The organism is Streptomyces sp. NBC_00554 (genome assembly GCF_041431135.1).
Classification (GTDB): Bacteria; Actinomycetota; Actinomycetes; order Streptomycetales; family Streptomycetaceae; genus Streptomyces.
The window spans coordinates 3,419,578-3,433,366 of the sequence record NZ_CP107799.1 but is presented as its reverse complement, the minus strand read 5'-3'; the positions used below and the strand labels follow the sequence as shown (position 1 = coordinate 3,433,366).

General features: G+C 71.4%; 9 protein-coding genes. 8 read left to right on the top strand and 1 reads right to left on the bottom strand.

The window, feature by feature from the left end; translation table 11 throughout:
* Positions 1 to 34: 34 nt before the first annotated feature.
* From OG266_RS14725 to nudC, 4 genes are all read left to right on the top strand, one after another.
* On the top strand, positions 35 to 3,475 hold the full coding sequence (locus OG266_RS14725) for an ATP-dependent helicase (RefSeq protein WP_371546053.1): 3,441 nt from the start codon (positions 35 to 37) through the stop codon (positions 3,473 to 3,475).
* Between the two features lie 199 nt (positions 3,476 to 3,674).
* Positions 3,675 to 7,175 carry a UvrD-helicase domain-containing protein gene (locus OG266_RS14720; RefSeq protein ID WP_371546052.1) on the top strand — a complete coding sequence of 1,167 codons (3,501 nt, stop codon included), beginning with the start codon at positions 3,675 to 3,677 and terminating at the stop codon, positions 7,173 to 7,175.
* A 10-nt stretch (positions 7,176 to 7,185) separates the two neighbouring features.
* Positions 7,186 to 8,598, top strand: a complete 1,413-nt coding sequence (locus OG266_RS14715) for a dipeptidase (protein ID WP_371546050.1) — start codon at positions 7,186 to 7,188, stop codon at positions 8,596 to 8,598.
* Between the two features lie 121 nt (positions 8,599 to 8,719).
* On the top strand, positions 8,720 to 9,667 hold the full coding sequence (gene nudC / locus OG266_RS14710; protein WP_266454622.1) for an NAD(+) diphosphatase: 948 nt from the start codon (positions 8,720 to 8,722) through the stop codon (positions 9,665 to 9,667).
* Positions 9,668 to 9,710: 43 nt separating this feature from the next.
* On the opposite strand, the gene OG266_RS14705 is transcribed toward nudC, so the two are convergent.
* Positions 9,711 to 9,953, bottom strand: a complete 243-nt coding sequence (locus OG266_RS14705; RefSeq protein ID WP_266454614.1) for a mycoredoxin — start codon at positions 9,951 to 9,953, stop codon at positions 9,711 to 9,713.
* Positions 9,954 to 10,138: 185 nt separating this feature from the next.
* Here OG266_RS14705 and OG266_RS14700 point away from each other — a divergent pair, with 185 nt between their 5' ends.
* The 4 genes from OG266_RS14700 (at position 10,139) to OG266_RS14685 (ending at position 13,689) form a co-directional block, all read left to right on the top strand.
* The gene (locus OG266_RS14700; protein ID WP_371546047.1) at positions 10,139 to 12,337 is read left to right on the top strand and encodes an ATP-dependent DNA helicase UvrD2; all 2,199 of its coding nucleotides are present in this window, start codon (positions 10,139 to 10,141) and stop codon (positions 12,335 to 12,337) included.
* A 162-nt stretch (positions 12,338 to 12,499) separates the two neighbouring features.
* Entirely contained in the window at positions 12,500 to 12,826 is a 327-nt protein-coding gene (locus OG266_RS14695; RefSeq protein WP_329545635.1) for a hypothetical protein, read from the top strand.
* Positions 12,827 to 13,000: 174 nt separating this feature from the next.
* Positions 13,001 to 13,369, top strand: coding sequence for a WhiB family transcriptional regulator (locus OG266_RS14690; RefSeq protein ID WP_266454605.1), 369 nt, complete (start codon positions 13,001 to 13,003; stop codon positions 13,367 to 13,369).
* Positions 13,366 to 13,689 (top strand): hypothetical protein, encoded by a 324-nt coding sequence (locus tag OG266_RS14685; protein ID WP_266454602.1) that lies wholly within the window; start codon positions 13,366 to 13,368, stop codon positions 13,687 to 13,689. Before OG266_RS14690 ends, OG266_RS14685 begins: the two co-directional genes overlap by 4 nt.
* Positions 13,690 to 13,789 lie beyond the last annotated feature (100 nt).

The window sequence follows — 13,789 nt, the reverse complement described above, 5'->3', positions numbered from 1 at the left end:
CCAACCAGCACGACCACCAGGACCGGCGAACCACGTGAGCTCCTCTTCCTCCACCAGGCGCCTGTCGCACCCCCAGGTGCGACAGGGGACCCGCGGCGCGTACCGACTGGTGCGTACCCCGCCGGTCCGGGTGGATCCCCCTCGTCTGGACGCAGGACAGCGCTCGGTGGTTGACCACAGGGGCGGCCCACTGCTCGTTCTCGCAGGTCCGGGCACCGGAAAGACCACCACGCTGGTCGAGTCAGTGGCCGCCCGGATCGCACGGGGCGGCGATCCGGAGCGCGTCCTGGTGCTCACCTTCAGCAGGAAGGCGGCCGTCGAGCTGCGCGACCGCATGGCGTTGCGCATAGGGGCCGCCCGCGCCCCTCAGGCGACCACCTTCCACTCCTTCTGCTACGCCCTGGTCCGTGCCCACCAGGACAGTGACCTGTTCGTGGAACCCCTGCGGCTGCTGTCGGGTCCCGAACAGGACGTGGCGGTACGCGAACTGCTCGCGGGCCAGCCCGACCTGGAGCGCCTCGGTCTCGCGCATGTGCGCTGGCCGGACGAACTGCGCGCCTGTCTGACCACACGCGGCTTCGCCGACGAGGTCCGCGCGGTCCTCGCCCGCAGCCGCGAGCTGGGCCTGAGCCCCGAGGCCCTGGACGCCTTCGCCTCACGCAGCGGCCGCCCCGACTGGGGCGCAGCGGCGGCCTTCCTCGCCGAGTACCTCGACGTTCTCGACATGCAAGGAGTCCTCGACTACGCGGAACTGGTCCACCGCGCCGTGCTGCTCGCCGGCCGCCCCGGTGTCGCCGAACGCCTGGCCGCGCAGTACGACGCCGTCTACGTGGACGAGTACCAGGACACCGACCCGGCGCAGGTACGACTGCTGAGGGCCCTCGCCGGCGGTGGCCGCACCCTTGTCGCCTTTGGCGACCCCGACCAGTCGATCTACACCTTCCGGGGCGCAGATGTGAACGGCATCCTGGACTTCCCCGACGCGTTCCCGCGCGCGGGCGGGCACCCGGCGCCGGTCGAGGTCCTCCGGACGTCCCGCCGCTCGGGCGCCGACCTGCTGGCCGCCACCCGGCTGCTCACCCAGCGCATGCCGCTGACCCGCCTTCCGGCGGAGAAGGTCAGGGCCCACCGCGAGCTGTCCCCGGTACGGGACGGGGGCCGGACCGAGGTCTACACGTACCCGACCACCGGCACGGAACTGGACAACATCGCCGACATCCTGCGCCGCGCCCACCTGGAGGACGGCGTCCCGTGGAGCGAGATGGCCGTCCTGGTACGCGCCGGCTCCCGCACGATTCCGACGATCCGCCGTGCGCTCACCGCGGCCGGGGTGCCGCTCGACATCGACGGCGACGATCTGCCGCTGCGACACGAGCCGGCGGTGGCGCCGCTGCTGACCGCGCTGCGGGCGGTGGCGCGGGCGGAGTTGGGTGCGGACGCGGACTCCCGTGCCGGCACGGACGTATCCGCTGAGGACGCCGCCGCAGGGGAGGTACCCGCTCAAGAAGACGCACCCGCGGAAGGAGCGGAAAGCGCCGACGCCCAAGAGCCCGAAGAGGCCCAAGAGGCCCAAGACTCGGCTGAGTCGGAACCGGAGACCCCCTGGCTCGACATCGAGACCGCGCTCACCCTGCTCGCCTCGCCCCTCGCGAGCATGGACGCCGCCGACCTGCGGCGCCTGGGACGCGCGCTGCGGGAGGAGGAGCGCGCCGCCGGCAACCACGTACCACCGCCGTCCGACGAACTGCTCGCCCGCGCGCTGGCCGAGCCGGAGCGGCTGGTCGCGCACGACCCGGCGTACGCCCGAGGCGCCCAGCGTCTCGGTGCGCTGCTGCGGAAGGCGCGGGAGCGCCTCGCGGGTGGCGGGACGGCCGAGGAGGCCCTCTGGGACCTGTGGGAGGGCACACCGTGGCCGCAGCGTCTGGAGCGGGCCGCCAGGCGCGGTGGCGCGGCCGGGCGGAACGCGGACCGCGACCTCGACGCCGTGTGCGCGTTGTTCGCGACCGCGACGCGCGCCGAGGAGCGCACCGGTGGCCGCGGCGCCCTCAACTTCCTGGAGGAGATCGAGGCCCAGGACATCGCCGCCGACACGCTCACCCGCAGGGTCGTACGCCCCGACGCCGTGCGTCTGATGACCGCGCACCGCTCCAAGGGCCTGGAGTGGCGCCTCGTCGTCGTCGCGGGCGTCCAGGAGGGCCTGTGGCCCGACCTGCGCCGCCGCGGCTCCCTGCTGGAGGCCGACCGCATCGGACGCGACGGCCTCGCCGAGCCCCTCACGCCCGGAGCACTCCTCTCCGAAGAACGCCGTTTGTTCTACGTGGCCGCCACGCGCGCGCGTGAACGCCTCGTCGTCACCGCCGTGAAGGCCCCCGCCGACGACGGCGACCAGCCCTCCCGCTTCCTCACCGAACTCGGCGTCGAACCCAAGGACGTCGCCGGCCGCCCGCGCCGCCCGCTGTCCGTCGCCGCGCTGGTCGCCGAGCTGCGCGCCACGACCGTCGATCCGCGCGTCTCGGACACCCTCAGGGAGGCCGCGGCCCGCCGTCTGGCCAAACTCGCCGCGCTCGGTGACGAGGACGGCCGCCCCCTGGTGCCGTCCGCGCACCCCTACCGCTGGTGGGGCCTGTACGAGCCGACCGAGAGCAAGATCCCGCTGCGCAACCGCGATCAGCCCGTCGTGCTCTCCGGGAGCGCCCTCGACCAGCTCGCCAACACCTGCGCCCTGCAGTGGTTCCTGGGGCGCGAGGTGAAAGCCGACGCGCCCGCGACCGCCGCCCAGGGCTTCGGCAACGTGGTGCACGTCCTCGCCGACGAGGTCGCCTCCGGACGCACCCCGGCAGACCTGGCCGTCCTCATGGAGCGCCTCGATTCCGTGTGGAACGCGCTCGCCTTCGACGCGCCCTGGAAGTCCGCGCAGGAGAAGGAGCACGCGCGCGTGGCGCTCGAACGCTTCCTGAAGTGGCACGTGACGGACCGCACCGGGCGTACGCCCGTGGCCAGTGAGCACGACTTCGACGTGACCCTCGAAGCGGGCGACTACGAAGTACGCATCCGCGGCTCCATGGACCGCGTCGAGGCGGATGCCGAAGGCCGCGCCTACGTGGTCGACTTCAAGACCGGCAAGCAGGCGCCGACCGCCGCCGAGGTGGCACACCATCCGCAGCTCGCCGTCTACCAGCTCGCCATCAGCGAGGGCGCCGCCGATGACGCCTTCGACGGTGTCCGCCCCGAACCGGGCGGCGCCGAACTCGTCCAGCTGCGCCAGGGTGCCGCCAAGAAGAACGGGGGCGAGACCCTCCCCAAGGTGCAGGCGCAGGAGCCACTGGAGGGCGAGTGGGTCGGCGACCTGCTCGCCACCGCCGCGGGCAAGGTCCTCGACGAGCGGTTCTCGCCGACGACCGGGCAGCACTGCACGCACTGCGCGTTCCGGGCGTCGTGCAGCGCGCGACCCGAGGGGCGGCACGTGGTCGAGTGACGGGGGCGCGATCGAGTGACGTGGGTGCGGTCGAGTGATGTGGGTGCGGTCGAGCCACGCGCGTGTGGCCGGGTGACGCCTGCGCGTCGAGTGGTGCGACGTGCGTGACGCATCGCACCACCCGTGCTGACCAGCGCATCCTTGTGCCCCACGGCCGATGTGGCCCCCACTGTCAGTGCGCGCCGCTAGCCTCTCTGACGTGCCAGCCCGTATCACCGACCCCGAACAGCTCAAAGAGCTCCTCGGCATCCCGTTCACCCCGGAGCAGACGGCCTGCATCACCGCACCGCCCGCCCCGCAGGTGATCGTGGCCGGAGCCGGTTCGGGCAAGACCACGGTGATGGCGGCACGCGTGGTGTGGCTGGTCGGCACCGGGCAGGTCGCCCCCGAGCAGGTTCTCGGCCTGACGTTCACCAACAAGGCGGCCGGCGAACTCGCCGAGCGCGTCCGCAAGGCGCTCATCAAGGCAGGCGTCACCGACCCGGACGTGATCGACCCTGACAACCCACCAGGCGAGCCCGTCATCTCCACGTACCACGCCTTCGCGGGCCGCCTGCTGACCGACCACGGCCTGCGCATCGGGCTCGAACCGACATCCCGCCTGCTCGCCGACGCCACCCGCTACCAGCTCGCCGCCCGCGTGCTGCGCGAAGCACCTGGACCGTACCCGGCGCTGACCCGCTCCTTCCCGGACCTCGTCGGCGACCTCCTCACGCTGGACTCCGAGCTCTCCGAACACCTCGTACGCCCCGAGGACCTGCGCGCCTACGACGCCGAACTGCTGCGCTCCCTGGAGAGCGCCAAACTCACCAACGCCGACCTGCGCAAGGTCCCCGAGGCAGCGGCGGCCCGGCGCGAACTCGCCGAGCTGGTCGGCCGTTACCGCGCGGCCAAACGCGAACGTGACCTCCTCGACTTCGGCGACCAGATCGCCCTGTCGGCCACCCTGGCCCGCACCCGCCCCGAGGTCGGAACCATCCTGCGCGACGAGTTCCGAGTGGTCCTGCTGGACGAGTACCAGGACACATCGGTCGCCCAACGTGTCCTGCTCGCCGGTCTCTTCGGCGGCGGCACGGGCCACCCGGTGACCGCGGTCGGCGACCCCTGCCAGGCGATCTACGGCTGGCGTGGCGCCTCCGTCGCCAACCTCGACGACTTCCCCGAGCACTTCGCGCACCCCGACGGCCGTCCAGCGACCCGCCAGGCGCTCAGCGAGAACCGCCGCAGCGGTGGCCGCCTCCTGGAACTCGCCAACGGCCTCGCGGAGCCCCTGCGCGCCATGCACGCGGGCGTGGAGGCACTCCGCCCAGCCCCCGGAGCCGAGCGCGACGGCCTGGTCCGCTGCGCGCTGCTGCGCACCCACGCCGAGGAGATCGACTGGCTCGCCGACTCCATCGCCCATCTCGTACGCACCGGAAAGGCACCCGGCGAGATCGCCGTGCTGTGCCGTACGGCGACCGACTTCGCCGAGATCCAGGGCGCGCTCGTCGCCCGCGACATCCCCGTCGAGGTGGTGGGCCTCTCCGGGCTGCTGCACCTCCCTGAGGTCGCCGATCTCGTCGCCGTCTGCGAGGTCCTCCAGGACCCAGGTGCCAACGCCTCACTCGTCCGCCTGCTCACCGGCCCGCGCTGGCGCATCGGCCCGCGCGACCTGGCCCTCCTGGGGAGGCGCGCCCGCTTTCTCGTGACCCACGCGCGCGTGGGCGCCGACGACGACCCGGACCGCCGGCTCGCCGCGGCCGTCGAGGGGGTCGACCCGGCCGAGGTGATATCGCTCGCGGACGCCCTCGACACGTTCCTGGAGATGCCCATCGAGGCCCAGGGGGACGACGACGGACTGCCCTTCTCACCTGACGCGAGGGTGCGATTCGCGCGACTCGCCGCCGAACTGCGCGACCTGCGCCGCTCGCTCGCCGACCCGCTGATGGACGTCCTGCACCGGGTGCTCGCCGTCACCGGACTGGAGGTCGAACTCTCCGCGTCCCCGCACGCGCTGGCCGCCCGCCGACGCGAGACGCTGTCGAACTTCCTGGACGTCGCCGCCTCCTTCGCCGCGGGCGACGGCGAGGCGACCCTGCTGGCCTTCCTCGGTTTCCTGCGCACCGCCGCGCAGTACGAGAAGGGCCTCGACAACGCCCTCCCGGGCGGCGAGAACACCGTCAAGGTGCTCACCGCGCACAAGTCCAAGGGCCTGGAATGGGACGTCGTCGTGGTCCCCGGCCTCGTCACCGGCACCTTTCCCAGCACCCAGGGCCGCGAGAAATGGACCGCCCAGGGCAAGGTCCTGCCGCACGAACTGCGCGGGGACGCCGACACGCTGCCCGACATCGGCGCCTGGGACACCAGGGGCATCAAAGCCTTCCACGAGGCCATGAAGGACCACCAGCACACCGAGGAACTCCGCCTCGGCTACGTCACCTTCACCCGCCCCCGCTCCCTCCTGATCGGCTCCGGCCACTGGTGGGGCCCCTCCCAGAAGAAGCCGCGCGGGCCCTCGGACTTCCTGCACGCCCTGCACGACCACTGCGCGGCCGGACACGGCGAGATCGAGGCCTGGGCGGACGAGCCGGCCGAGGACGACGAGAACCCCGCCCTCCACGAGGCGTCCGCCGACCGCGCGTGGCCGCTCCCGCTCGACGACGCGGCACTCGCCCGCCGCCGCGCGGCCGCGGAGACCGTACTCGCCCACCTGGAGCGGGTCGCGTCCCACGAGGACGCCCATCCAGGGGCCGCCCACGACTCGTCCTCCTACGAGGACCCCGAGTGGCCGCCTCCGCCGGAGGACGAAGAACCGCCGGACCTCCCCGCGGACGACGGCGCCGACTGGGACTCCTGGACGGCGGACCGCCCGACGGTCCCGCACCAGGCACCGGCCCCCGAGGCTCGTCCTCATCCCGAGGACCCGATGCGCCTCACCCCCGAGGAATCCCGCACGCTCGCCTCCTGGGACCGCGACCTGGACGCGCTCACCGGAGAGCTCCTGCGCGCCCGCGCCGGTGTCACGGACGTACCCCTGCCGTCGTCGCTCACCGCGTCCCAGGTGCTGCGCCTGACCGCCGACCCGGACGGCTTCGCGCAGGAGCTGGCGCGCCCCATGCCGCGCCCTCCGCAGCCCGCCGCGCGCCGTGGGACCCGCTTCCACGCATGGGTGGAGTCCCGCTTCGAAGAGCTTCGGCTTCCCATGCTCGATCCGGAGGAGCTGCCCGGCAGCGAGGCCGAGATCGCCGACGAGCGTGACCTTGAGGCCCTCAAGGACTCCTTCGAACGCACGCCTTACGCGCACCGCACTCCCTACCGCGTCGAGGTCCCCTTCCAGCTCGCCATCGCCGGACGCGTCGTGCGCGGCCGCATCGACGCGGTCTACAGGGAGGACGACGGGGACGCGGGGTACCGGCAGGGCGACGAGGAAGCGGAACACGGGCAGGGCGACGGCAGGACGTACGAGATCGTCGACTGGAAGACCAACCGCAGCCGCACCGCGGACCCGCTCCAGCTCGCGATCTACCGCCTCGCCTGGGCCGAGCAGCAGGGCGTGCCCCTGGAGTCGGTCAATGCAGCGTTCCTGTACGTCCGTAGCGGCGAGGTGGTCCGACCCGACGACCTTCCGGACCGGGCAGCACTGGAGCGGCTGCTCATGGAGGGTCCACAGGAAGGGGCATCCGGTGAACCACCGGACGAACACGCCTCTGTGGGCGGATAGGCTCGTGGGCATGAGCAAGCCCGTTGACAACGCCGTCAGCACCGTCCGCGCGTACATCCAGGAGCACCGCGCCGCGTTCCTCGACGACCTCGCGGAGTGGCTGCGGATCCCCTCGGTGTCGGCCCAGCCCGACCACGCGGCGGACGTACGGCGCAGCGCCGACTGGCTTGCCGCCAAGCTTCAGGAGACCGGCTTCCCGACCACCGAGGTTTGGGCCACGGCAGGCGCGCCGGCCGTGTTCGCCGAGTGGCCCTCCGAGGACCCGGAAGCACCCACGGTCCTCGTCTACGGACACCACGATGTGCAGCCCGCCGCCCGCGAGGACGGCTGGGACACCGAGCCCTTCGAGCCGGTGATCCGCGGAAACCGCCTCCACGCGCGCGGTGCGGCCGACGACAAGGGCCAGGTGTTCTTCCACACACTCGGCGTCCGCGCCCACCTCGCCGCCACCGGGCGCACCGCTCCCGCCGTACACCTCAAGCTCCTCATCGAGGGCGAGGAGGAATCCGGTTCCCCGTACTTCCGGCACCTCGTCGAAGCACACGCGGACCGGCTCGCCGCCGACGCCGTGATCGTCTCCGACACCGGCATGTGGTCCGAGGACACCCCCACGGTGTGCACCGGCATGCGCGGCCTCGCCGAGTGCGAGATCGAGCTGTACGGCCCCGACCAGGACATCCACTCCGGGGCCTTCGGCGGAGCCGTGCCCAACCCGGCCACCGCGGTCGCCCGGCTCGTCGCGGCCCTGCACGACGAGCACGCGCGGGTGGCCGTGCCCGGCTTCTACGAAGGCATCATCGAACTCACCGAACGGGAGCGCGAACTCTTCGCCGAGCTGCCCTTCGACGAGGCCGAGTGGCTGCGCACGGCCAGGTCGACGGCCGCTCACGGAGAGGCCGGACACACCACCCTGGAGCGCGTCTGGGCCCGTCCGACCGCCGAGGTCAACGGCATCGGAGGCGGCTACCAAGGCCCCGGCAGCAAGACGATCGTCCCGTCCTCGGCCATGGTGAAGCTCTCCTTCAGACTGGTCGCGGGCCAGGACCCGGACCACATCGAGAAGGCCGTACGCGCCTGGGTCGTCGAGCAGCTGCCCGCGGGGATCCGGCACGAGATCACGTTCGCCCCGGCCACGCGCCCGTGCCTCACGCCCCTGGACCATCCGGCCCTGCAGTCCGTCGCACGCGCCATGGGCCGCGCTTTCGAGCAGCCCATCCGCTTCACCCGCTCGGGTGGCTCGGGACCCGCGGCCGACCTCCAGGAAGTCCTCGGCGCCCCCGTGCTGTTCCTGGGCATCTCCGTCCCGTCGGATGGCTGGCACGCCCCCAACGAGAAGGTCGAACTGGATCTCCTCCTGAAGGGCGTCGAAACCACCGCCTACCTGTGGGGCGATCTGGCCGAGAACTGGCGCGAGGCACACTGAAGAAGGCATCCAGAAGGCATCCACGAAGAAGGCGATCAACGCCCTGAACAGCCCCCGCCACACCCGCCCTGCTGAACCGCCCGCCGAAATAACCGTCACACCGGGGGAGTTGGAAGCACCCGTGACCACCTGGACCGACCACACCGCCGACCGTCCCATCTCGCTCACCGCGCCGAGCGGCATCGACCGGGCCGCCCATCACCGGCTCGACGAGGCCTGGCTCGCCGCGGCGTGGAGCCACCCCACCACCCGCGCCTTCGTGGTCTCCGGCGGCCAGGTCCTGATCGACGAGACGGCGGACGGCAACACCGAACTGGTGATGACCCCCTCCTTCGAGGCCCCGCTCACCGAGGCACACCGCTACTTCCTGGGCACGGACGACGACGGTGTGAGCTATTTCGCACTCCAGAAGGACGCGCTCCCCGGCCGCATCGACCAGTCGGCTCGCCCGGCGGGCCTGCGCGAGGCGGGACTCCTGCTGTCACCCCGCGACGCGGGCCTCATGGTGCACGCGGTCGCCCTGGAGAACTGGCAGCGGCTGCACCGCTTCTGCTCACGCTGCGGCGAACGCACCGTCATCGCGGCGGCCGGCCACATCCGCCGCTGCCCCGCCTGCGGCGCCGAGCACTACCCGCGCACCGACCCGGCCGTCATCATGGCCGTCACTGACGACGAGGACCGCATCCTGCTCGGCCGCCAGGTGCACTGGCCCGAGGGCCGCTTCTCCACCCTCGCCGGCTTCGTCGAGCCCGGCGAGTCCATCGAGCAGTCGGTGCGCCGCGAGGTCTTCGAGGAGGCCGGCATCACGGTCGGCGCGGTGGAGTACGTCGCCAGCCAGCCCTGGCCGTTCCCCTCCAGCCTGATGCTGGGCTTCATGGCCCGCGCCCAGTCGTCCGAGATCAACGTCGACGGCGAAGAGATCGAAGAGGCCCGCTGGTTCTCCCGCGAAGACCTGCGGGCCGCCTTCGAGTCCGGGGAGGTGCTGCCTCCCTACGGGATCTCGATTGCGGCCCGACTGATCGAGCTCTGGTACGGCAAGCCCCTGCCGACGCGAGGGGCGGCCGCCTGACGCCGACCGGACGGCCGACGCGGCGGGCGGCCGGATGCGCCGCCTAGGCGCCGATCTTCTGCTTGACCTGCGCCAGCGAAGGATTCGTCAGCGTCGAACCGTCCGGGAAGAGAACGGTGGGAACCGTCTGGTTTCCGCCGTTCGCCTTCTCCACGAACGCCGCCGACTGCGGGTCCTGCTCGATGTTGATCTCGTTGTACGTGATGCCCTCGCGGTCCATCTGGCTCTTCAGCCGACGGCAGTAGCCGCACCACGTGGTGCTGTACATCGTCACAGTGCCCGGCATGTCGATTGCGCTCCTTTACGGCGTCGGGGTGCGTGGTCGCGTCAGTGGAACGTACGTGACCGGGCCGCCATTCCCGCGGGGGGTACCCCTGCGCGGACGTCACGCCTGCCGCATTAGTACGACTGCGGGTGCCTCCCTGTGGACAACCGACTCATCCGTCCCCGGCGACCTGGCAGCATGGCGGGGTGACAGCAGCAACGCACTCCACCCTCTTCCCGCAGGTTCCGGACACGGCCGACGCGGTGCTCGACGGGCTCGACCCCGAGCAGCGCGAGGTCGCAACCGCCCTGCACGGGCCGGTGTGCGTGCTGGCGGGCGCCGGCACGGGCAAGACACGGGCGATCACCCACCGCATCGCCTATGGAGTGCGCGCCGGGATACTGCAGCCCTCCACCGTGCTGGCCGTCACGTTCACCAACCGTGCCGCGGGCGAGATGCGCGGCCGCCTCCGCCAGCTCGGCGCCGGCGGTGTCCAGGCCCGCACCTTCCACTCGGCCGCACTGCGCCAGCTCCAGTACTTCTGGCCGAAAGCGGTCGGCGGCAGCCTGCCCCGGCTCGTCGACCGCAAGATCCAGCTCGTCGCCGACGCGGCGGCCGCCTGCCGGATCCGCCTCGACCGCGGCGAACTGCGGGACGTCACCGCCGAGATCGAGTGGTCCAAGGTCACTCAGACCATCCCCGCCGACTATGCGGCCGCCGCCGCGAAGGCCGGTCGTGATGCCTCCCGCAACCCAGCCGAAATCGCTCAGCTCTACGGAGCCTACGAAGACCTCAAGCGTGACCGCGCGGTCATCGACTTCGAGGACGTCCTGCTGCTGACGGTCGCCATCCTTCAGGACCGCCACGACATCGCGGAGCAGGTCCGTTCGCAGTACCAGCACTTCGTGGTCGACGAGTACCAGGACGTCAGCCCGCTGCAACAGCGTCTGCTGGACCTGTGGCTCGGTGAGCGCGACAGCCTGTGTGTCGTCGGCGACGCCAGCCAGACGATCTATTCGTTCACCGGTGCAACTCCCGACCACCTTCTCGACTTCCGCACCCGCCATCCCGGGGCCACCGTCGTCAAGCTCGTACGCGACTACCGCTCCTCGCCCCAGGTCGTCCACCTCGCCAACGGCCTGCTCGCCCAGGCCCGCGGCCGGGCCGCCGAGCACCGCCTGGAGCTGATCTCCCAGCGGTCCCCGGGCCCCGAACCCGTCTACGCCGAGTACACGGACGAGCCCGCCGAGGCCGAGGGTGCCGCCCGCCGCATCCGCGACCTCATTGCCTCCGGTGTCCCTGCGGGCGAGATCGCGATCCTCTTCCGTACGAACTCCCAGTCCGAGCTGTACGAACAGGCTCTCGCCGACGCCGGGGTGCCCTACCAGCTGCGCGGCGCCGAGCGGTTCTTCGACCGCCCCGAAGTGCGCAAGGCGGGCGCCGCACTGCGCGCCGCGGCGCGGTTCGGGGGCAACGACTCCCTCCTCGACGACGTCATCGACCTGCCCTCGCAGGTCCGCGCCGTCCTGTCGGGCGAAGGATGGACCAACCAGCCGCCCGCCGGCTCCGGCGCGGTCAGAGAGCGCTGGGAATCGCTGGCCGCCCTTGTCCACCTGGCGCACGACTTCGCCGCGGCCAAGCAGGGCGCCACCCTCGGCGACCTGGTGGCCGAGCTCGACGAGCGCGCGAGCGCGCAGCACGCGCCGACCGTCCAGGGCGTCACCCTCGCCTCCCTGCACTCCGCCAAGGGACTGGAGTGGGACGTCGTCTTCCTGGTCGCTGTCGCCGAGGGCATGATGCCGATCACCTACGCAAAGACCGACGAGCAGATCGAGGAGGAACGCCGCCTCCTCTACGTCGGCGTCACGCGCGCGAGGGAGCATCTCGGTGTCTCCTGGGCACTGTCCCGCTCACCCGGTGGCAGACCGAACCGCCGGCCCAGCCGCTTCTTGGACGGGCTGCGCCCCGGGTCCGTCATGACCGCGGGCCGGAGCAGCAGCGGCGGTGGCCCGGGAGGCATCGAGCGCGGCATCGGAAGCAGCAGTGGCACCGTCGTACGGCGGTCGGTCCGGACTCCTGCCCGCTGTCGGGTCTGCGGCCGCACCCTGACCGACGCGGGCGAGATGAAACTGATGCGCTGCGAGGACTGTCCCTCCGACATGGACGAGGGCCTCTACGAGCGGTTGCGGGAGTGGCGGGCGGTGCAGGCACAGCGCAGTGGGCAGCCCGCGTTCTGCGTCTTCACCGACAAGACCTTGATGGCGATCGCCGAGACCGTGCCCGACGACGAGGGCGAGCTGGCCAGGATCCCTGGCGTCGGAGTCCGCAAGCTGAACCGCTTCGGCACCGATGTTCTGGCAATCTGCGCAGGTCAAGATGTTGGAGGAGACGACGAAGGTGACTGATACAAACTCGTCGAAAAAATAGTTTGCGCATGCCCCAGCAATCCCCATAGGTTCTTAACACGGAACGGCGGCCTTCTCCGAGGCCCAGGTTCCGTGCTGTACTTAATAACCGTCGGACTGGTTCACCCCGGTCCCCCTAGACGCCGAGAGGAGGCGATTCCAGTGATCAGCATCACCACGAGCTTCATCAGCACCGCCAAAATGACCGATCGCTCGGTCGTCTCCACGTGCCTGCTCGGCGTCTCGAACCTGGGCACCGGTCTGTCCGGCATTCCTGCTGTCCGGCCGGCGTCCTCCGTGTCTCTCGCGGGTCTTCCCATCCGTGAGCGCAATGAGCGACCGACCCAGGCACTGGAAGCAGCAGCAGTAGTGGCAGAGGCGCGTGCCTATGCCTTTGCCGCAGCCGGTGCCGGATCCGTGAAGCAGACGAAGCAGCACCACACGATGTGGGCCTTCCGTGGGCCTGAACCCTGGAGTGATCCAGCCTGATTCTCGATCAGGCCGGCGCCTTCAGGGCCGCGGAACCCCACCCGGGATCCGCGGCCCTTCTGTTTGTCCCCGACCGGGGACGGCAGAGCGAAGGGGCCTCGGGACAAGAAAAGAACCCGGTACCAGCCGCCAACCGGCCAACCGGCCGGCACGACCAGACGAGGAAGACCAACCGTGCAACTCGAAGCGCACGCCCCGTCCGTACCGCCTTCCGAAACGATCTCCCCGCCCGGCCTCACGGAGGACTCCACCTTGATCCCGCTCACTGCGCTCACCGCGCTCGACGACGCCATCGAGAACCTCGGCGTACCCGTCCCCTGCCGTTCCTACGACCCGGAGGTCTTCTTCGCCGAGTCGCCGGCCGACGTCGAGTACGCCAAGTCCCTCTGCCGTACCTGCCCGCTGGTCGAGGCCTGCCTCGCCGGTGCCAAGGAGCGGCGTGAGCCCTGGGGCGTCTGGGGTGGCGAGCTGTTCGTCCAGGGTGTCGTCGTGGCCCGCAAGCGGCCGCGTGGCCGCCCGCGCAAGAACCCGGTCGCGGCATGAACATCCGAGGAACGATCGACCGCCCCCTGACGAACGACCCCAAGAAACAGGCCCCGATGAAGCCGTCCACCAGCGAGCCCACTGGCTCCGCGATCCCAGACTTCACCTCCACCGACGCGAACGACTCGCGTCAGAACAGGACCCGAGAGATGCAACTCATTCCAGAAGCCCTGGCTCGTGCGCATATGCACGAGCGACTGCACGAGGCCGAACGGGAACGCCGGGCCGTGCGCCTGGCGACCGCCCGCCGGATGCAGCGTCGTGCCGAGCGCGCTTCGATGCGAGCCCGGCGTGCGCTGGCCATGGCGGTCATGCAGTAGCCGAGGCAGTCGCAAGCAGTAGTCGCAAGCAGTAACTCCTCGCGGGGGTCGGTCCGTCCGGACCGGCCCCCGCGGTGCGTTGTGTCCGGCGAACCGCCGA

Excerpts from the sequence above, each read along its gene's own strand:
- OG266_RS14715 (WP_371546050.1), top strand. The coding sequence starts at position 7,186 with ATGAGCAAGCCCGTTGACAACGCCGTCAGCACCGTCCGCGCGTACATC.
- OG266_RS14685 (WP_266454602.1), top strand. The coding sequence starts at position 13,366 with ATGAACATCCGAGGAACGATCGACCGCCCCCTGACGAACGACCCCAAG.
- OG266_RS14705 (WP_266454614.1), bottom strand. The coding sequence starts at position 9,953 with ATGCCGGGCACTGTGACGATGTACAGCACCACGTGGTGCGGCTACTGC.